Below are 19,808 nucleotides of genomic sequence, written 5' to 3'. Positions count from 1 at the left end.
GAAGCTAGGCTTGGTGAGGACGTCGCCGCCGCGGATCGGGGGTTCCGCCGCGGCGAGTATACAGGCCAGCGATCACACCGAGTTGACCAAGCAAGTAGAGCAGGCCGTCGACCATTTCGACCGAAGATGTACTAAAAACTATCTTTCGACCATTTGTATCCTTGGTGCCATCCCCAAGAAAGTATCCCTCCAGGAACGCAAATTGCTGCTCCTCTGAGCAGTTCATAAGCAGGTCAGGAACTCGTTTTTCACACGCCCCTTCACCCAGGCCGATTGCCCGGATCAAGCGACCCATCAGGGGAGCATGAACGTAGACATGCCGGGAGTTCGGCCGCCCCTTGGGAACGGAGACGACGGGTGCGCGGCCGGTCACTCGCTCAACGGCCTCGCACAGCCCAGGGATATATGGCTGATCACCGGCGCCGAGTGAGAAGTTCATGCGACTCCCACGGCTGCCCAGTGATCCCTCTGCCATGTACCAGCCAAGGACGTAGCAGAGGTCCTCCGTCACCGGCAGGTACCTGGCAAGCCCCTGATCTCGATGGGCGCGCGGATACAGCACCACATCGCGCCCATCTGGCTCTGCGGCGAGCCGGGCCAGATCCTTCTCGTCAAGATCGCTAAGCCACACGGCAGCGGACGTGTTGCGATAGCGCTCGTGAGCGGAGGGTGAAAACGCCCACTGGTCTATAACGGAACGAACGAGCTTCGTCTCATCCGGCCATGGCTCGTCGAGTTCGGTCAGATAACGCATGAAAACCGATACAGGCGGACGGCTGCGGCAGCGCTCGAACTCGCTGATGCTGCAGGCCTGGCGGTAACCGAGCCGCTTGGCCATCTCGGCGCAGGTAATACCCTTCCATGTCCGTTTCCTAGCGAGCCTCGCCCATGCTTCGACGGGAACAGCGACCCGCTCCTCATCGCGGCGGAGCTCCGCCGGTTGACGACCGGCGATTCTGGCCGCGATGAGCCTCCGTACAGCCTCTCCCTCAATACGCACGGCGTGATCCTGTCCGGCACGCTTTAACACGGCGGCGAGATCCACCTCTGCCTGAGGAACCGGCCGAGGTAGCCGACGTGACGCCACGACCACATCACCGACTCGAAGGTCTCTCGCAGGTTTGAGAGTGAAGTCGCCACATTCGTAAGTGATAAACGAACGGTCAGCCGCCACTGTGATCGAGCGGCCGTACACCGTCTTGACCGAGCACATCTTTCCGCGCTGCCGCGGCCTGATGAGCTGCTTGATCGGGCTGACGTGGGGTGCACGATCGATGAGATCGACGGTCACAGCGCCACCAAGATCGCCAATCGCTCCAGCAGCGATCTTCGTGTCAACGGAGGGACCGATTCTCCGCAGCACCAACCTTCCGGAGTGATCGGACAGCAGGATTGGCCCGCTCGGCGCAACCGACATCAGAACGACCCGCCCATGCCCCACCCCGCGGTCTCGACGACCTAACCGAGGGTAGCCGCTACTATCGAACGTAGTCACGCGTTTACGTAAAGCGACCCTCAGACGTCAATGCGAGAGTCGTCCAGCTCGGCGGCCCCTGCGGCGATGAACTGCCGGCGCGGGGCGACCTCCGACCCCATCAGCAGGCTGAAGATCTTCTCCGCTTCCTCGGCGTCCTCGATGCGGATGCGGCGCAGCATCCGGTAGCGCGGATCCATCGTCGTCTCGGCGAGTTGGTCGGCGTCCATCTCACCCAGACCCTTGTAACGCTGGATCGGCTCCTTCCACCGGACGTTGCGGCGCTCCAGCTCGACGAGCTTCTTGCGCAGCTCCGCGTCGGAGTAGGTGTAGATGTGCTTGTCCTGCCCCTTCTTGGGCTTGACGAGCTCGATCCGGTGGAGCGGCGGAACGGCGGAGAAGACCCGCCCGGCCTCGAGCATCGGCCGCATGTAGCGGTGCAGGAGGGTGAGCAGCAGGGTCCGGATGTGAGCGCCGTCAACATCAGCGTCGGCCATTAGGATAATTCGCCCATATCGGGCGGAGTCAAGGTCGAAGGTGCGGCCGGAGCCGGCGCCGAGGACCTGGATGATGGAGGCGCACTCGGCGTTCTTGAGCGTGTCGGCGACGGACGCCTTCTGCACGTTGAGGATCTTGCCGCGGATCGGCAGGAGCGCCTGGAACTCGGAGTTGCGCGCCAGCTTGGCGGTGCCGAGCGCCGAGTCGCCCTCGACGATGAACAGCTCGCTGCGGTCGTCGGTGGTGCGGCAGTCGACCAGCTTGGCGGGGAGCGCGGAGTTCTCCAGGGCGCTCTTGCGGCGCTGGTTCTCCCGCTGCGTGCGGGCGGCGATGCGTGCCTTGGACGCGGCGACGACCTTCTCGAGCACGGCGCGCATCTGCTGCTTCTGGCCGCGCTTGGGGCTCTCGAACGCCTCCTTCAGCTCCCGGCCCACGACCGCGGACACGATGCGGGTGGCGGCCGAGGTGCCGAGGACCTCTTTGGTCTGACCCTCGAACTGCGGCTCCGGCAGGCGCACGGTGACGACCGCGGTGAGGCCCTCGAGGATGTCGTCCTTGATGACGGGGTCGTCGCCGTTCTTGAGCAGCTTGGTGGCGCGGAGCTGGTCATTGATCAGCTTGACCAGGGCGCGGTCGAAGCCGGTGACGTGGGTGCCGTGCTTGGGCGTGGCGATCACGTTGACGAACGAGCGTGTGATCGTGTCGTAGCCGGTGCCCCACCGCAGGGCGACGTCGACGTCGATGTCGCGCTCGACGTCGGTCGGGGTGAGGTGGCCCTGCTCGTCGAGGACGGGCACGGTCTCGGTGAAGTGCCCGCGGCCCTGGATGCGCAGGACGTCGCAGACCGGCGGGTCGCTCGCCAGGTGGTCGCAGAACTCGCTGATGCCGCCGTCGAACCGGAACTCGTGCTCGACCGGCTCCTCGCCCCGCTCGTCGCGGACGGCGATGGTGAGGCCGGGGACGAGGAAGGCCGTCTGCCGCATGCGGTCGACGACGGTGTCGCCGGCGATCGCGGCGTCCTTGAGGAAGATCTGACGGTCGGGCCAGAAGCGCACGCGGTTGCCGGTGATGCCCTTGGCCACGCGCTTGGTCTGGTGCAGCCCCCGCTGCTTCGCCGGCTTCTTGGTGAACTTGGCGCTGGGCCCGTCGTCGGCGAAGTCGCCGGGGAGGCCGCGCTTGAAGCTCATCGCGTGCGTGTGGCCGTCGCGGTCGACCTCGACGTCGAGCCGGGCGGACAGGGCGTTGACGACGGAGGCGCCCACGCCGTGCAGACCACCCGACGCGGTGTAGGAGATGCCGCCGAACTTGCCGCCCGCGTGGAGCCGGGTCATGACCAGCTCGACGCCGGTCAGGCCGGTCTTGGGCTCGACGTCGACCGGGATGCCGCGGCCGTCGTCACAGACCTCCATCGAGCCGTCGGCGTACAGGATGACGTCGATGCGGGAACAGTGACCGCCGAGCGCCTCATCGACGGAGTTGTCGATGATCTCCCACAGGCAGTGCATGAGGCCGCGGCTGTCCGTCGACCCGATGTACATCCCGGGCCGCTTGCGGACGGCCTCGAGCCCTTCGAGCACCGACAGGTGCCGCGCGGTGTATCCGTGCGGGTCCTCAGTCGTGATGGTGGCGGCGGTCAACGGCTCTGCTCCTCGGGGGTAGGGCGTGCGGGCAGCAGAGTACCCGTCGGCACCGACACTACGCGGATTGGCGCGCCGTCCGGTACGTCCTCCACCCCCGGGCGGAGACGGCCACGAGGCGGTCCAGACGGCGGAATCCACCGCAGGGAGGGTGTTCGGCGATCAATGCGTCCCTAGGGTTCAGCCATGCCCAACACGATTGTCGCCACGGATCTGCGGAAGCGCTACGGCGACGTACGAGCGGTCGACGGAGTGACTCTGACGGTCGAGGAGGGGGAGTTCTTCGGCATCCTCGGGCCGAACGGCGCGGGGAAGACGACGACTCTCGAGATCATCGAGGGGTTGCGCCAGGCGGACGGAGGTGAGGTCACCGTCCTCGGCCGGTCCCCGTGGCCGCGCGACCCGGAGCTGCTGCCGAGGATCGGCGTCCAGCTCCAGGCCTCCTCCTTCTTCGAACGGCTGACCGCGCGGGAGCAGCTGCGGACCTTCGGTTCGCTGTACGGCGTGCCGGACCGCAAGGCCGACGCGATGCTGGAGACGGTCGGCCTGACGGAGAAGGCCGACACTCCGGTGGAGAAGCTGTCCGGCGGCCAGGCACAGCGCCTGTCGATCGCCTGCGCGCTGGTGCACGAGCCGGAGCTGGTGTTCCTCGACGAGCCGACGGCCGCGCTGGACCCCCAGGCGCGCCGCAACCTGTGGGACGTCCTGCGGGCGATCAACACCGAGGGCCGCACGATCGTGCTCACGACGCACTACATGGACGAGGCCGAGACCCTGTGCGACCGGGTGGCGATCATCGATCGGGGGCGGATCCTGCAGAGCGGTCCGCCCGCCGCGCTGGTCCGCGACCTGGACTCCGCGACCCGGATCGGCGTGGTGAGCGGCGTGCTGAGCGTGGCGGAGGCCCGTGCGCTGCCGGACGTGGACGACGTGAGCGACGACGGGGTCTCGCTCGTCATCGCCACCCGCGATCCGTCCTCCGTCGTGGCGGCGCTGGCCTCCCGTGGCGCGCTGGACGGCGTCCAGATCAAGGGCGCCACCCTCGAAGACGTCTTCCTCAATCTGACCGGGCGGGAGTACCGAGCGTGAGCAGTTTCCAGAGCCTGGCGCGGGCGATGTTCCTCGGTTTCCGCCGGGACCGGGGGGCGCTGTTCTTCACGGTCGCGCTGCCCCTGCTGTTCCTGGTGATCATCGGTGGGGTGTTCGCCCGGCAGTCGACCCCGAAGTCGAAGGTGCTCGAGATCGGCTCGGTGGCGATCGTCGACCAGATGCCGGCGGACATGCGGGCGGGGGTGGACAAATCGCTGAAGTTCACGAAGATCTCCGACCGGAACGCCGCCCTGGAGAAGGTCCGCAAGGGCGACTACGCGGCGGCGATCGAGCAGAGCGGCGATCGGATCGTGCTGCACTTCTCGGCGGCCGACCAGGTCAAGACCGGGACCACCCAGGGCCAGATCGAGGGCCTGGTGCAGGCGGCCAACCAGGCAGCGTCCGGGCGTCCGCCGAAGTACAGCCTGGTGGGGCAGCAGGTCGAGGACAAGTCGCTGAAGCCGATCCAGTACATCACCCCGGGCCTGCTCGGGTGGGCGCTCGCCTCGGCCGGCATGTTCGGCGCGTCCACCACACTCGTGACATGGCGGACGAAGGGCCTGCTTCGCCGCCTGCGCCTGTCGCCGGTGCCCATCCGGAGTGTGTTCGCCGCGCGGGTCGTGGTCAGCCTCGGGGTCGCCCTCGTGCAGACCGCGTTGTTCATCGGCGTGGCGACCATGCCGTTCTTCGGGCTCAAGCTGGCGCACTTCTGGTGGATGTCGATCCCGATGGTGCTGTGCGGGGTATTGGCGTTCCTCGCGATCGGCATGCTGATCGGATCCTGGGCCAAGACGCAGGAGGCGGCACAGGGGGTCACCCAGATCATCGTGCTGCCGATGGCCTTCCTGGGCGGGTCGTTCTTCAATATCGACGACGCGCCGCGCTGGCTGCGGATCGTGTCCGAGATCTTCCCGTTGCGTCACCTCAACAGCGGGATGCTCAAGGTCCTGGTGCGCGGGGAGGGGCCGGCGTCGGTCCTGCCGGAGATGGGCGTCCTGCTGGGTTTCGCGGTCGTGGCCACCCTCATCGCCGTGCGGGTATTCCGCTGGGAACAAATCTGAACAATCCGCGCCACGGTGACCTTTGTCACCTCACGGCCTATTCCGCTCTCGGCGTACACAGAACCCGCATGGGAACGCTCGCGTCAGGTTAGATGTTGTCCTAAGCGACCGACCCCGAGACGAGGAAGGCGACGTGACTGGAGCTCTTGCCCCAACAAAGCCGCTGACGGCCGTGGACCGCTGCGACCGCTGCGGTGCTCAGGCCTACGTCCGCGCGGTCCTCGCGGGCGGCGGAGAGTTGCTGTTCTGTGCGCACCATGGCCGTAAGTACGGCGAGACGCTTCGTGCGAAGGGCGCTGAGATTCACGACGAAACCGACCGGCTGCTTGAGACCCCTGCATCCCCCACGGAGGACGACCGGTAGGCCAGGCCAGCCGACCCGATAACCCATGACGGCGGCCACCCAGCCAGGGTGGCCGCCGTCTCGCGTGCCGCCCCCCTCGAAGGAGGACGATGCTGATCCTGTTGCCGCCCTCGGAGGGCAAGGCCGCCGAGGGGGACGGGCCGCCGCTGGACCTGACGGCGCTGAGCCTTCCCGGGCTGACCGCCACCCGGGAACGGGTGCTCGGCGCGCTGGAGGCCCTGTGCGCAGGTCCGGAGGAGGAGGCGCGGCGCGTGCTGGGCCTGTCCCCCGGGCAGGCCGACGCGATCGGACGGAACCGCCTCCTGCGTACCGCGCCCACGCTGCCGGCGTGGCGGCTCTACACCGGCGTGCTCTACGACAACCTCGGCCTGTCCACCCTGGATCCGGAGCGCACCGCACGCTCAGTCCTGATCTTCTCGGCCCTGTGGGGCGCTCTGCGGCCCGCCGACCGCGTCCCCCCGTACCGGCTCTCCATGGGCGTGAAACTGCCGCCCCTGGGCCCTCTGGCGGCCGTCTGGCGCCCCGTCCTCACCGAGACCCTGCCCGCGGGCGGCCTGTTGGTGGACATGCGCTCGGCGCCGTACGCCGCCGCGTGGAAGGCGCCGGTGGTCCGGGTCCGCGTCTTCCGCGAACAGGACGGCCGGCGGACGGTGGTCAGCCACATGGCGAAGGCGACCCGTGGCGCGCTGGCCCGCGACCTGCTGGCGAACGGCGCCGACCCGGCCGGCCCGGAGGAGCTCCTGAAGACCGTGCTGGACCTCGGCTACACCGCCGAGTTGACCGGCACGGACCTCGACGTGATCACCGGCTGACGGGCCGTCCACCGCTCACGTACGGCGGGTCACCGCCTGTACGTGCGCCGCTCCGTCACTCACACGCATGGCGGGCCGTCGCCCGCAGCTACGGTGAGTCACCATCCGAATGCGTACGGCGAGACTCCGGTACGCGAAAGGGCCCGGATCGGCGATGCCGACCCGGGCCCTTCGTTATCGGAACGTTAGGCGGGGCACCTCAGTCGAGGTAGTCCCGCAGCACCTGCGACCGGGACGGGTGGCGCAGCTTCGACATGGTCTTCGACTCGATCTGGCGGATCCGCTCGCGGGTGACGCCGTAGACCTTCCCGATCTCGTCGAGGGTCTTCGGCTGCCCGTCCGTCAGGCCGAACCGCATCGAGACCACGCCGGCCTCCCGCTCACTCAGCGTGTCGAGCACCGAGTGCAGCTGCTCCTGCAGGAGCGTGAAGCTGACCGCGTCCGCGGGGACGATCGCCTCGGAGTCCTCGATCAGGTCACCGAACTCGCTGTCGCCGTCCTCGCCGAGCGGAGTGTGCAGCGAGATCGGCTCCCGGCCGTACTTCTGGACCTCGACGACCTTTTCAGGCGTCATGTCCAGCTCCTTGGCCAGCTCCTCCGGGGTCGGCTCGCGGCCGAGGTCCTGGAGCATCTGCCGCTGCACGCGGGCCAGCTTGTTGATGACCTCCACCATGTGGACCGGGATACGGATCGTGCGCGCCTGGTCGGCCATGGCGCGGGTGATCGCCTGCCGGATCCACCACGTGGCGTAGGTCGAGAACTTGTAACCCTTGGTGTAGTCGAACTTCTCCACCGCGCGGATCAGGCCGAGGTTGCCCTCCTGGATGAGGTCCAGGAAGAGCATCCCGCGCCCGGTGTAGCGCTTGGCGAGGGAGACGACGAGCCGAAGGTTGGCCTCGAGCAGGTGGTTCTTGGCCCGGCGGCCGTCCTCGGCGATCCACTCGAGGTCCTCGCGAACCTGGAACTCGAGCGTGCCGCCCTCGAGGGCGAGCTTCTCCTCGGCGAACAGGCCGGCCTCGATGCGCTTGGCGAGCTCGACCTCCTGCTCGGCGTTGAGCAGCGGGACCTTACCGATCTGCTTGAGGTAGTCCTTCACCGGGTCGGCGGTGGCGCCGGCCGCGGCGATCTGCTGCGCGGGGGCGTCCTCGTCGTCGTCTCCGATGACGAAGGAGTCGTCCTCCGACGTGGGCTTCTTGTCGGCCGTTGCCGCCGCGGCGGGGGCCTCTTCGGCCTCCGCCTCGACCTCGACGGCGACGTCGGCGTCGTCTCCCGTCTCCAGGTCGGCGGCGTCCTCGACGTCGTCGAGGTCCGTGAGGTCCGCTTCGTCGAGGTCGGTGACCTCGAGATCGGCCTCGGAGACCTCGTCGGTGTCCTCGGAATCCTTGGCCGCCTTCTTGACGACCGGCGGCTCGGCGGTCTTCTTCTTGGGCGCCGCTGCCTTCTTGGGCTTGACCGCGGTCTTCTTGGCGCGGGCCGGCCGCACCGGCGTGTCGACCTCGTCGTCGACGACGGCGGTGACCGTGTCCTGTTCTTTGGCGGCGGCGGCGGTGGTCGTCTTGGGCTTCTTGGTCGCGGGCGTCGCACGCTTGCTGCTGTTGCGCGCGCGCTTAGGCGCCGCGGAGTCGGCAGCGCTCACCATGACGGTCACACCCTCCTTGCTGAGACTCCGCAAGATGCTCGAGGCCTTCGACACGGGAATGTCGGCCTCCTCGAACGCACGGCGCACGTCATCGGCCTCGAGGTAGCCCTGGGAACGCCCACGCTCGATCAATTGCCTGACAACGTGCTCGTGCAGCTCGGACGGCTTGGAGGTCGAACTCGCAGGCGACACAAACACCTCTCGAACGAAACGTGTGGCTATGTTTACCCAGTGCTCTGTCGGGCGCCGGCCCTGCAGGCTCTATGCGCTGAGCAGCGTACCCCTGCCTCACAGTCGGTTTAGCAGTCTGGCACGCTCGCCTATTCCGCGCGGTGGAGTCCTGCCCGGTGACACCCACCTTAGAGGGCACTGAGCGGTCCTTCGTACGTGCTACGCCGTCTTCGGCGGAACATGTAGGGCAAGTACTGTCACGTCATCATCATGGTCGTACCCGGCCAGCATCCGGTCGACCAAGAAGTCAACGAGTATCTCAGGATCTGCAAGCACCTCCGATGGGGCAGCGGCGGCGATCGAGACGATCTCGTCGAGACCGGCATCGAGCCCCCGTCTACGGTTCTCCACCAGTCCATCGGAGTAGAAGACCACAGTGTTGCCGGGTGGGACCGAAAAAATTGTCTCTTCTCGCTCGGAGGGCCAGCCGAGCGGCGTGCCGGCCTCCGCGGTGCTGACCCGCGGAGGCGCGTCCGGGAAGATCCGCAGCGGCGGGAGATGACCCGCGTTGCTGATCATGCCTTCGCCGGTCGCGGGGTCGATGACGGCGTACGCGAGGGTGGTGATCTGCTCCCATCCCTCGGTCGCGGCGAACAGCCGGTCGAGGCCGGTGATCACCGCGGCCGGACGCGGATCGTTCAGCGCGAGGGCGCGCAAGGCGTTGCGCACCCGGCCCATGCCCGCGGCCGCCTTGACGCCCTTGCCCATGACGTCACCGATCGCGATGGCCACCCGGCCGTCCTGCAGCGGGAAGGCGTCGTACCAGTCGCCACCGACCTGAACGTGTCGCGTCGCCGGGTGGTAGCGGGCGGCCAGGCGCATCGCCGGCAGCTGCGGGAGCCGGTCGGGCAGCAGGCTGCGCTGCAACGCCTCGGCGGTCTTGTGCTCCCGCTCGAACAGCGTCGCCCGCTCGACCGCGAGCGCGCACTGACCGGCCAGGGCCTCCAGGAAGACCCGCTCCTCCTCGGTGATCTCCCGGGGCCGGGTGAAGGAGAACCGCAGCGCGCCGAGGGCGCGGCCGGCGGCCAGCAGCGGCAGGCCGACCCACGCGCGCTCGTCGGTGCGCCGGACGAAGTCGGCGATCTCGTCGCCCTTGAGCTGCAGCCGCAGGCTCACCGGGTTCTCCGCCAGGAACGGGCGCCGCTCACGGACCGCGATCGACATGACGCTGGCGCCGTCGATGCCGATCTCCTCCCGGGCGGGGCCCGGGAGCTCCGGGATGCCACCCGGAGTGATCATGCGCAGCCGGAGCTTGTCGTCCTCCAGGAGGGCGACGGCCGACCGGTCGGCGCCGATCGCGGACCGGCCGACCTCGGTGATCACCGAGACGACCTGGTTGACGGTCAGCGCCTCGGCCAGCATGGACGTCGCCTGCTGGAGCCGCGCGGTGCGCAGCGCGGCGGCCGACAGCTGCTCGGTGAGGCGGCCGCGCATCTCCTCGGCCTCGCGCTTGCCGGTGACGTCGGTGTTGGCGCCGACCCACTCGACGATCTCGCCGTCGCGGCGGATCGGCACCGCGCGCACGTCGTAGTTGCGGTAGCCGCCCGCGCGCGTGCGGATGCGGTAGGTGGCCTCGAAGATCCGGTCGTTGGTGACGCAGGTCCGCCAGGTCTCCTCGATGCGCGGCCGGTCCTCCGTGTGCACGGCGCCCAGCCAGCCCTCGGTGGCGTACTCCTCGTGCGTCTGGCCGGTGATCGCCCGCCACTCGGGCGCGTCGTCGACCACCTCGCCGGACGGCGTGGTCACCCACACCACCTGGGAGCTGGCCTCGACGAGGGAGCGGTAACGCTCCTCCTTGCGGCGGATCGACCGCTCCGCAAGGACACGGTCGGTGACGTCGACGGCGACCATGACGACCCCGGACAGCTCGCCCTCGGCGCTGTGTGCGGGGAACCAGGAGTGGGCCCAGTGCCGGTCGCCGAGCGGCAGGTCGACGTCCAGGACCGGGCGGTCCTCCTCGAGGGCCTTGCGGGCGGAGGACTCGATGAGGCCACCGATCTCCCCGGAGATGACCTCGGCGGGCCGGTTGCCCTCGAGGTCGGCGACGCTCACGCCATGCATGCGCGCCAGCATCTCGTTGGCGCGCTTGAAGCGCAGGTCGTTGTCGAAGAGCGCGAACCGGATCGGAGCCTCCCGAAGCAACGTGGCGAACAGCGCCGAGTCCGACGCGTCGAGACCGGAGATCCGGGGGTGCGGCACAGACGTATCGGTGCTCACCGTCGACACCTCCGTCGCGCGCTCGGACCTACTGCGAGGCATTTCCGCATCACTATGGGTGAATGGGAGCAGGCTAGCGCTCCCGCCTCCATCACAACACCGCTCGGAGTCAGGTTTTCATCATCTCGATGCTTCGGCGCCGACGGAAGCCCCGTACGGCATCGTTATTCCGGCGACCGCGCCAGGCGCGCCCTCCGGTCACCCTCCGATCACCCGGTACGAGACCGCGCGTCCGGCGGGAAGCATGATGATAGGGGCCGATCGTCACCTGGCGGGCGACATCCCCGATCTCGGCGAGTCCCGTGTCGTCCCGCAGGTGCGGTGAGCGCTCCGAACGGGGTGGTTCCAGCGACTTGTCGACTCCATGGCACATTTCCCGGTTTTACAAGCTTTGTAAATCACGTCCGGGCCTTGGCCGCGGCCTTCATCTCCTGTTTGTAGGCGCGGACCAGGCCCAGGGACTCCTCGTCGACGATGTCCGCGACCGAGCGGTGGGCGCCCTCGTCGCCATAGTGGCCGGCCGCCTCGCGCCAGCCCTCCGGCCGTACGTCGAGCCGCTTGCCGAGCAGCGCCAGGAAGATCCGGGCCTTCTGGTCGCCGAACCCGGGCAGCGCGCCGATCCGGTTCAGCAGCTCGCGGCCGGTCGCCGCCTCCGTCCAGATCCGCTCGGCCGCCCCGTCGTACTCCTCCAGCACGGCGCGGCTGAGAGCCTGCACACGGGCCGCCATCGCCTTGGGGTACCTGTGCAAGGCGGGACGCTCGCTGAAGACCGCCACGAGCGCGTCAGGGTCGTACCGGGCCAGTTCCTCGGCGTCGGGGTCACGCCCGAGCCGGCGCGCCAACTCGTACGGCGCCGCGAACGCGCGCTCGAGCGGCACCTGCTGGTCGAGCAGCATCCCGATCAGCAGCGCCAGCGGGCTGCGGTTCAGCAGCGCGTTCGCCTCGGTATCGATGGGCAGCGAGATCGTCATGGCGTCCTCCCGGAGCGTCCGGCCTTCATCCTGCACCGTCCGGACCCCGGCGGTCACACCGGGTCACCGAAGACGCGCGTACGAGACGGCCCGCGCCGTCCCCCGGAGGCACGCAGGGTGATCGGTTCCGGCACCCGGCGGTAAGGACGATTCGCGCGGTCGTCAAGTGCCGGAGATGTGACGGTTCGCTGACGTATCGTCCGCCGCCGTTCCGAAGACGGCCTCCGCGGTGCTCGAATATAGACATGACCAGCGAAGGTTCCCCTGTCGGACGGCGCGTCGTCCTCGGCATGGTCGGTCTCGGGGCCGTGGGCGTCGTCGTGGGCGCGCGCGTCCAGAGTGGTGTCAACCGCGCGGTCGGCCCGGTCGGCTCCCGGGTCTCGGGCCTGATCCCGGCGGCCGGCGGCTTCCGTTTCTACTCCGTGGTCGACTCCGTCAAGCGCGTCGAGCCGGCGGACTACCGCCTCACCGTCGGCGGGCTGGTCGATCGCCCGCGGACGTTCCGCTTCGCCGACCTGCAGGCGCTGCCGCAGACGCGGATGACCGACGACTTCCACTGCGTCACCGGGTGGACGGTGTCCGACGTCGCATGGGCGGGAGTCGCCCTGCCCGACCTCCTGAACGTCGTCGGCGTACGGCCGGGGGCCAAGGGCGTCCGGTTCACCTCGTTCGACGGCGCGTACACCGAGACGCTCACCCTCGAGCAGGCACGCCGGCGCGACGTGATCGTCGCCACGAGCATGCTGGGGGGCCCGGTGAGCCACGAGCACGGCGGCCCGGTGCGGATGTACGTCGCGCCGATGTACGGCTACAAGTCGACCAAGTGGCTCGGCGGGATCGACCTGGTGGACCGGGTCAAGCCGGGCTACTGGGAGGTCCGGGGCTACGACGTGGACGCGTGGATCGGCCGCTCGAACGGATACACGTCATGATCCGGTTCACCCGCGCCGTGCGGAGCGTGCACCACATGACGGCCGTCCTCCTGCTCGTCTGCCTCGCGACCGCGGCGGTGCTGTACGTCCCGGCGCTGTCCGAGACGGTCGGCCGGCGCCACCTGTTCCGGATGATCCACATCGTCGCCGGGTTCGGGCTGCCGGTCCCCGCGCTGCTCGGCTGGGCGTCGCGCGCCTTCCGTGACGACCTCCGGCGGCTCAACCGGTTCTCCCCGGCCGACTGGGGGTGGCTGCGGGGCCGGGACCGGCGGGCGACCGTGGGCGGCCGCGGGATCCACCCGGTGGGCAAGTTCAACGCGGGTCAGAAGCTCAACGCGGCGTTCGTCGCCGGCGCGATCCTCGTCATGCTGGGCACCGGGACGATCCTGACGTTCCCCCACCCGTGGCCGGACATGTACCGCACCGGGGCGACCTTCGTCCACGACTGGCTGACCCTGGCGATCTTCGTGGTGTTCCTCGGCCACCTCTGGTACGCCCTGCGGGACTCGGGCGCGCCGTCCGGGATGTTCCTCGGGCACGTCACGCGGGAGTGGGCCGCCCGGCACCACCCCGCCTGGCTCGACGAAATGGAGGGCTCCGCCCGCTCTCGTACTGTTTCGACCAGGAATTTCGGCGCGCCCGGTGAGCCCGCCGACCCCAGCGGGAACACTGAGGAGGGCAAGGACGACCTGTCCCCCCGGAGGTCTTGACACTGCTTCGGGGGAGGATCGAGATTGGGCGCTGAGCGGGACGCAGGTGGACTGAGATCGTCTGAGGCGAGAGGGGTCCGCATGACCTCCACGCAGCTGATCACGCAGGTCGACGTACGGGATCCGGTGGTGGGACGGCTCTGCCGGGACTTCCCCACCCTCTCCCGCGACGCGGTGGAGCGCTGCGTCTGCGACCTCCGGCTGCGTGCCCGACATCTCGGCGTCGACCTGACGCCGACACTGGTCGAGGTGGTCGCGCGCGAGCACCTGATGTCGATGATCAAGTCGGAACCACCCTCGGGACGCCGACCCGAACGCCCCTCGGGCGAGTAGGGTGAGTGGCCGGACACTGGACCACTAATCCCTCGCGTACCCGTCACGGGCGCGCATCGGGACGTACTCGGAAAAGGTAGACCGTGAGCGACCTGCGCGAGGTGGGCCCGCGCGCCCCCGCGGACGCCGCTCCCCGGGCGTGTCCGGCGAATCCGGCAGTCAGGCGACGTCGATCGATGCGCGAGTCCCTCGGCGGGTCCCGCCGTGGCACGGGCACGTCCTTTCGTGGGGAGGTCGCATGACCCGGCGCCCCGCGCCGCCCCCGGACGCCGTGTTCGCCGAGATGCTCCGTGCCGCCCGTGAGCTCCTGGCCGTCCGCAGTCCGCTCGACGCCGAGCTGATCGTCAGCGAGATGCTCGGCACCTGGTGGGGCAAGCGCCTCGTCCAGGAGGACGTCGAGAAGCTCATCGGGGAGGCGCTGGTCGAGTACGCCGCGAAGGCGCGTACCCCGGCGGCCCTCGCCCTGCTCACCGGCATCGCGGCCCTGGGCACGCCGCGCCAGGCCGCCAAGGCCGAGAACGCCGCGCTCCCGCTCATGGAGGCCGGGGTCGCCCGGCCCGGCTGGGCCGACCGCGTCGGCATGGTCGTCGCCGAGGAGAGCTACGTCTCCCACGACGTCTACGGCGACCAGGACTCCATCGTCTGCACCTACACGTACGGCGGGGAGGAGCGCCACGCGCTGGTGGTCGTGATCGACCACAACGAGCGCGGCATGGTGATCGACGCGTGGGTCTCCTCGCAGGTGGACAAGCTGCTCGGCTACTGCCGCAAGGAGGCCGAGGAGAACGCCCTGATGCGGTTCGACCCGATCCCCGCCGCCCAGGCCCGGGCGCGGCTGGAGAGGGCCCTCGCCGTCACGGACGGGACCGAGGATCCGCCGGTCAAGGAGACCTTCGGCAACTACCACGCGTTCGTCCGGGCCCGGGTGCGCGCGCTGCCGCCCGGCGGCCGGCTGGCCGCGCCGCCGGTGTACGGCCACGACCGCCGCGCGACGATGGCCGCGCAGTTCCTCGCCTCGGACGAGGCGGAGGAGCTGTCGGACCGGTCCGCGGCGAGCCGCTGCGTCGACCGCATCATCGACTACGGTTGCGACCACGACTTCGGCCGCCCGCTGCGGGTCAGCCCGATCAAGTGCGAGACGTTCCTGCTGCACTGGCTGCCGCGGAAAGTGATGCTGTCGCCCGCGGAGCAGGAGGCCATGCCGCACGTGCTCGCGGCGTGGGTGCGCTGGGCGAGCAGGCGGACGGGCCTGCCCGAGGAGGGCGTCCGCCAGACCCTCGACAAGGTCTGGGACATCACCGGCAAGTTCGCCAAGGCGTACCGCGACCCGACCACGTTCGGGCTCGACCGGGAGCTCGTCGAACGGCTGCTGCCGGACGGCGACCTGGAGGCCCTGGCGCGGCGGGCGTTCGCGTTCCCGTTCCTGACGGGCGGCAACGCGGACATCGACCTGACGCGCCTGGACCCGTCGAACGACCACGATCGGCGCCTGCTGCTGACGTTCGAGCATCCGGACGCCGACCCGGTGCACATCGAGGCCCACCTCCGGCTCGCCACGCGCATCTGGGACGGTGACCCGCCGCACCTCTGGACGGTCGCCGAGCGCCTGCTCGACCGGGGACACGACCGGCACTCCATCCTCCACCGGTTCATGACGATCCTCGCCGAGACCGATGGCGATCCCCGGGCGCTCCGGGCGGCGCTGCTCGCCCTGCGCGACAACCCCGAAGACTAGGGTTTCCGGTGGATCCCTTTCTGGCCGCGCGGCGCCCAGAGCGTGCCTCGCCGCGTCGTCGCCCCGCCCTGCGGCCGACGGCTTCGCCGACCTCCGCGTTTCCGCGTTGCCTCCGGAAGGAGCCGGTGGCCGAAACCAGGCTGCCTCCCTCGTCCACCTCGCGAGGCACCTTCTGGACCGCCGCTCGCTTGGAACAAGATCCGGCGGAGACCCCCTACGCTTGACTGGTACAGCTGTGCCAGTACTGGAGAGGTCATGGCCTGGGGCAAACGGATGCCGCCCCGCGGGCGCGCGGAGGCCGCGACGAACAAGCCGGAGAGGCGTGACGCCGCCCGCGCCGGGGAGCCGGCCGAGGCGGAACGACGGTCGACGACACCCCGCGCGGACACGGCCTCCCAGCGGGGACCCACCCGGCAGGAGCCGGCCCAGGCACGGGGGCGGCAGCGCAAGGAGGCGCTGCTCGACGCAGCCGTCGACCTCATCGAGGCGGGCGGGTTCGCCCAGGTGACCCACCGCGCCGTGGCCGACCGGGCCACGCTGCCGCTCGCCGCGACCACGTACTACTTCCGCTCCCGCGAGGACCTGCTGACGCAGGCGTTCGCCCGGTTGGTACAGCGCGACGTCGCGGCCATGCGCGAGCGACTGCGGCCGGTCGCCGACACCGGGCCTGCCGCGGTCGCCGACGCCGTCGTCAGCGCGCTGGCCCCCGCCGGCGAAGCCGAACGGAGCCGTCAGCTGGCCCTTTGGGAGCTGTACTTCCAGGTCGGACGCGAGCCGGCGTTCCGGCCGTTCGCGCGGGCCTGGACCGACGGCTGCCACGAGATCGTCGCCGAGGTGCTGGCGGAGGCCGGCTACCCGCACACTCCGTGGGACGTCGATATCCTCGTCGCCACGATCGAGGGCATGATCGCCCGCGATCTCGTCGAGGCCCGGCCGGACGCGATCCGGGCGATGATCGACACGGTGGCGCGACTGCTCCCCGCCCTCCAGGCGACCGCTCCGGCCGACGGTCCGGCCGGATGATGCGGGCGGGTGCGCTGCAAAGGGCGTTCAGCGGGCATGAACCTGCCATGACGACCATGGACCAACCGGGGATCCTCACCCCGTCCCAGGCCCGTGAGGTGTTCCGGACCGGTGAGACGCCGGTGACCACGAGCGGCTGGTGCCGCGGATACGTCCAGGCGAACCTCCTCGCCGTCCCCCGTGACCTGGCCTTCGACGCGCTGCTGTTCGCGGTGCGCAACCCCCAGGCCTGCCCGATCCTCGAGGTCACCGACCCTGGGGACCCGTACGCCCGCGAGGTCGCCGCCGCGGACCTGCGCACCGACCTGCCCGCCTACCGGGTGTACCAGAACGGCGCCCTCCTCGCGGAGGTGCCCGACGCCACCGCGTACTGGCGGGACGATCTCGTCGCCTTCCTGATCGGCTGCAGCTTCACGTTCGAGGCGGCGCTCGCGGCGGCGGGCGTGCCCCTCCGCCACATCGAGCAGGGCCGGAACGTCCCCATGTACGTCACGTCCCGGCGGTGCCGGCCCGCCGGGCGGCTGGCCGGCCCGCTCGTGGTGTCCATGCGCCCGATCCCTGCCGACCTGGTCGAAATCGCGATCGAGGTCACCGCCCGCTACCCCGCCATGCACGGCGCTCCGGTGCACGTCGGTGACCCCGCCGAGATCGGCGTCGCCTCGCTCGCCGTCCCGCAGTTCGGGGAGCCGGTCGAACCCGAGCCGGGCGACGTGCCGGTCTTCTGGGCGTGCGGCGTGACCCCGCAGGCGGTTGTGATGGCGAGCGCTCCCCCGTTCGCGATCACGCACGCGCCGGGCCGGATGCTCATCACCGACCGTTCGGATGAGAGCGTGGCCGGATGATCGACCTCAACGCCGACCTGGGCGAGGGATTCGGGCCGTGGCGGCTCGGCGACGACCTGGCCCTCATGTCCGTCATCACCAGCGCGAACGTCGCGTGCGGCTTCCACGCCGGAGATCCGTTGATCCTCCGCCGTACGTGCACGGCGGCCGTCGAGCGCGGCGTGGTGATCGGTGCCCAGGTGTCCTACCGGGACCTGGCCGGATTCGGCCGCCGGGAGATGGACGTCGCCGCCGAGGAACTGACCGCCGAGGTGCTGTACCAGATCGCGGCGCTGGACGGCATCGCCCGCGCGGAGGGCGGCCGGGTGCGGTACGTCAAACCCCACGGTGCGCTCTACAACCGCATCGTGCGCGACCCGGTGCAGGCCGAGGCGGTGGCCGCCGCCGTCACGGCGTACGACCCGTCGCTGCCCGTGCTGACGCTTCCCGGCTCGGTCCTGCACGAGGTCACCGACCTGACGATCGTCCACGAGTGCTTCGCCGATCGCGCCTACACCCCGGCCGGAACGCTGGTCTCCCGGCGGGAGCCCGGCGCGGTGATCCATGACGTCGAGCGGGTGACGCGGCGGGCGCTGCGGATGGCGGTCGACGGCGTGGTCGAGGCCGTCGACGGCACCGAGGTACGCCTCGACGCCCGGTCGATCTGCGTGCACGGCGACACCCCGGGCGCGGTCGAACTGGCCCGCTCCGTACGGGAGACCCTCGAGAAGGCGGGCGTGACCGTGGAGTCGTTCGCTTGAACGCGGCGGACGCGATCACGGGGGTACGCCGCGCAGGGGACGCCGCACTGCTGATCGAGACGGACGTGCCGCACCGGCTGCACGCCGCGGTGCGCGCGCTCGCGCGGCCGGAGATCGTGGAGGTCGTTCCCGGCGAGCGGACGCTGCTGGTGACGGTGCGCCCCGGCACGGATCTGGGCCGTCTGGACGGGCTGTTGCGCGATCTGCCTCTGCCCGAGACGACGGAGGCCGGCCGCGATCCGCTGCGGATCCCCGTCGTGTACGACGGGGAGGATCTAGAGGAGGTCGCCGCGCTCACCGGGCTGTCCCCGGAGGAGGTCTCCGGACGCCACGCCGCGGGCGAGTACGTCGTCGCCTACCTCGGCTTCGCCCCCGGATTCGGTTACCTGACCGGGCTGGAGGAGGCGCTGCACGTCCCCCGGCGGGAGTCCCCGCGAACGGCCGTCCCGGCCGGCGCGGTGGCCATCGCCGGGCCGTACACCGCCGTCTATCCGGCGCGGTCCCCCGGCGGCTGGCGGCTGCTCGGCCGTACGACGCTGCGGCTGTGGGATCCGGACCGCGACCCGCCGTCCCTGCTGCAGCCGGGCACCCGCGTCCGGTTCGAGAGGGTCACCGACGACGCCGCCGGGGGTGGGGAGCAGTGAGCGGGGAGGTCAAGGTCGTCCGGCCTGGACCGCTCGCGACGGTGCAGGATCTCGGCCGTCCCGGCCACGCCCACCTCGGGGTACCGCATTCCGGCGCGGCGGACCCTGGCAGTCTCCGGCTGGCCAACCGGCTGGTCGGCAACGCCGAGGACGCCGCCGGGCTGGAGCTCACCTTCGGCGGCGCGGCACTGCGATTCCACGCGCCTGCCTGGATCGCGGTGACCGGTGCGCCGCTGCCCGTACGGCCCGGGGGGATGAACGCGCCCTGCCACGTCCCGGCGGGGGGCGTCGTCGAGTTCGGCACCCCGTTCGGCGGTGTCCGCACGTACGTCGCGGTGCGGGGCGGTCTCGACGTCCCGGCGGTGCTGGGCAGCCGGTCGACCGACCTCCTGTCGGGGCTCGGACCGGCCCCGCTCGCCGCCGGCGACCGGCTCGCGGTCGGCCGCGCCTCCGGGCCGATCACCGTGGACGTCGCCCCCGGCTACGAGCCGGAGGACGAACCGGTGCTGCGGATCATCCCCGGGCCGCGCGACGACTGGTTCGAGAGCTTGGAACCGCTCGTCCGCGGGACGTACGAGGTCAGCTCGCACAGCAACCGGATCGGGGTGCGGCTGGAGGGGCCGCCGCTCGCCCGGCGGCGGGAGGGCGAGTTGCCGAGCGAGGGGATGGTCACCGGCGCGCTGCAGGTGCCCCCGAACGGCCTGCCCATCATCTTCCTCGCCGACCACCCGACCACCGGCGGCTACCCGGTCGCGGCCGTCGTGACGACCGCCGACCTGAGCCGTGCCGGGCAGCTCCGCCCGGGGCAGCGCGTCCGGTTCCGGTTCGCCGCCCGCTCCTGATCCGAAGATCCGTG

General features: G+C 70.2%; 18 protein-coding genes. 13 read left to right on the top strand and 5 right to left on the bottom strand.

The features are described from left to right. Window positions 1-4: 4 nt before the first annotated feature. A complete protein-coding gene (locus ABEA24_RS22265; protein ID WP_345432909.1) occupies window positions 5-1,291 on the bottom strand; it encodes an LAGLIDADG family homing endonuclease in 1,287 nt (428 codons plus the stop codon). A gap of 224 nt (window positions 1,292-1,515) precedes the next feature. Continuing rightward, window positions 1,516-3,609 carry a DNA gyrase/topoisomerase IV subunit B gene (locus ABEA24_RS22260; protein ID WP_345432908.1) on the bottom strand — a complete coding sequence of 698 codons (2,094 nt, stop codon included), beginning with the start codon at window positions 3,607-3,609 and terminating at the stop codon, window positions 1,516-1,518. A 186-nt stretch (window positions 3,610-3,795) separates the two neighbouring features. On the opposite strand from ABEA24_RS22260, the gene ABEA24_RS22255 reads away from it, so the two are divergent. The 4 genes from ABEA24_RS22255 (at window position 3,796) to ABEA24_RS22240 (ending at window position 6,935) form a co-directional block, all read left to right on the top strand. Then, window positions 3,796-4,698 carry an ABC transporter ATP-binding protein gene (locus ABEA24_RS22255; RefSeq protein ID WP_345432907.1) on the top strand — a complete coding sequence of 301 codons (903 nt, stop codon included), beginning with the start codon at window positions 3,796-3,798 and terminating at the stop codon, window positions 4,696-4,698. Next, the gene (locus ABEA24_RS22250) at window positions 4,695-5,759 is read left to right on the top strand and encodes an ABC transporter permease (RefSeq protein ID WP_345432906.1); all 1,065 of its coding nucleotides are present in this window, start codon (window positions 4,695-4,697) and stop codon (window positions 5,757-5,759) included. The genes ABEA24_RS22255 and ABEA24_RS22250 overlap by 4 nt, the downstream gene beginning before the upstream one ends. 133 nt (window positions 5,760-5,892) lie before the next feature. Next, window positions 5,893-6,123 carry a DUF7455 domain-containing protein gene (locus tag ABEA24_RS22245; protein ID WP_345432905.1) on the top strand — a complete coding sequence of 77 codons (231 nt, stop codon included), beginning with the start codon at window positions 5,893-5,895 and terminating at the stop codon, window positions 6,121-6,123. Between the two features lie 89 nt (window positions 6,124-6,212). Then, a complete protein-coding gene (locus ABEA24_RS22240) occupies window positions 6,213-6,935 on the top strand; it encodes a YaaA family protein (RefSeq protein WP_345432904.1) in 723 nt (240 codons plus the stop codon). A 199-nt stretch (window positions 6,936-7,134) separates the two neighbouring features. Here the strand turns inward: ABEA24_RS22240 and ABEA24_RS22235 are convergent, their stop codons facing one another. The 3 genes from ABEA24_RS22235 to ABEA24_RS22225 all read right to left on the bottom strand — a co-directional run bounded on the left by ABEA24_RS22235 (window position 7,135) and on the right by ABEA24_RS22225 (window position 11,993). Further along, the gene (locus ABEA24_RS22235) at window positions 7,135-8,766 is read right to left on the bottom strand and encodes an RNA polymerase sigma factor (protein WP_345432903.1); all 1,632 of its coding nucleotides are present in this window, start codon (window positions 8,764-8,766) and stop codon (window positions 7,135-7,137) included. A gap of 198 nt (window positions 8,767-8,964) precedes the next feature. Then, window positions 8,965-11,022: a SpoIIE family protein phosphatase gene (locus ABEA24_RS22230; RefSeq protein ID WP_345432902.1), complete on the bottom strand. Its 2,058-nt coding sequence runs from the start codon at window positions 11,020-11,022 to the stop codon at window positions 8,965-8,967. Window positions 11,023-11,420: 398 nt separating this feature from the next. Then, window positions 11,421-11,993 (bottom strand): HhH-GPD-type base excision DNA repair protein, encoded by a 573-nt coding sequence (locus ABEA24_RS22225; protein WP_345432901.1) that lies wholly within the window; start codon window positions 11,991-11,993, stop codon window positions 11,421-11,423. Between the two features lie 245 nt (window positions 11,994-12,238). On the opposite strand from ABEA24_RS22225, the gene ABEA24_RS22220 reads away from it, so the two are divergent. The 9 genes from ABEA24_RS22220 to ABEA24_RS22180 all read left to right on the top strand — a co-directional run bounded on the left by ABEA24_RS22220 (window position 12,239) and on the right by ABEA24_RS22180 (window position 19,794). Continuing rightward, window positions 12,239-12,925: a molybdopterin-dependent oxidoreductase gene (locus ABEA24_RS22220; protein WP_345432900.1), complete on the top strand. Its 687-nt coding sequence runs from the start codon at window positions 12,239-12,241 to the stop codon at window positions 12,923-12,925. Next, complete coding sequence (locus ABEA24_RS22215) at window positions 12,922-13,635, top strand: cytochrome b/b6 domain-containing protein (protein ID WP_345432899.1); 714 nt, start codon at window positions 12,922-12,924, stop codon at window positions 13,633-13,635. Before ABEA24_RS22220 ends, ABEA24_RS22215 begins: the two co-directional genes overlap by 4 nt. 81 nt (window positions 13,636-13,716) lie before the next feature. Further along, on the top strand, window positions 13,717-13,968 hold the full coding sequence (locus ABEA24_RS22210) for a hypothetical protein (protein ID WP_345432898.1): 252 nt from the start codon (window positions 13,717-13,719) through the stop codon (window positions 13,966-13,968). A gap of 238 nt (window positions 13,969-14,206) precedes the next feature. Beyond that, window positions 14,207-15,703, top strand: coding sequence for a hypothetical protein (locus tag ABEA24_RS22205; RefSeq protein ID WP_345432897.1), 1,497 nt, complete (start codon window positions 14,207-14,209; stop codon window positions 15,701-15,703). A gap of 255 nt (window positions 15,704-15,958) precedes the next feature. After that, window positions 15,959-16,726, top strand: coding sequence for a TetR/AcrR family transcriptional regulator (locus tag ABEA24_RS22200; protein ID WP_345432896.1), 768 nt, complete (start codon window positions 15,959-15,961; stop codon window positions 16,724-16,726). A 56-nt stretch (window positions 16,727-16,782) separates the two neighbouring features. After that, entirely contained in the window at window positions 16,783-17,568 is a 786-nt protein-coding gene (locus ABEA24_RS22195; RefSeq protein ID WP_425551226.1) for a putative hydro-lyase, read from the top strand. Continuing rightward, entirely contained in the window at window positions 17,565-18,308 is a 744-nt protein-coding gene (locus tag ABEA24_RS22190; protein WP_345432894.1) for a LamB/YcsF family protein, read from the top strand. Before ABEA24_RS22195 ends, ABEA24_RS22190 begins: the two co-directional genes overlap by 4 nt. Continuing rightward, window positions 18,305-18,952, top strand: coding sequence for a 5-oxoprolinase subunit PxpB (gene pxpB / locus ABEA24_RS22185; RefSeq protein ID WP_345432893.1), 648 nt, complete (start codon window positions 18,305-18,307; stop codon window positions 18,950-18,952). Before ABEA24_RS22190 ends, pxpB begins: the two co-directional genes overlap by 4 nt. Beyond that, window positions 18,949-19,794: a 5-oxoprolinase subunit C family protein gene (locus ABEA24_RS22180; protein WP_345432892.1), complete on the top strand. Its 846-nt coding sequence runs from the start codon at window positions 18,949-18,951 to the stop codon at window positions 19,792-19,794. The genes pxpB and ABEA24_RS22180 overlap by 4 nt, the downstream gene beginning before the upstream one ends. Window positions 19,795-19,808 lie beyond the last annotated feature (14 nt).

Origin of the sequence: Actinoallomurus vinaceus, from assembly GCF_039542055.1 — a bacterium.
Lineage (GTDB): Bacteria > Actinomycetota > Actinomycetes > Streptosporangiales > Streptosporangiaceae > Actinoallomurus > Actinoallomurus vinaceus.
This window is presented reverse-complemented; position numbering and strand designations above follow the sequence as displayed.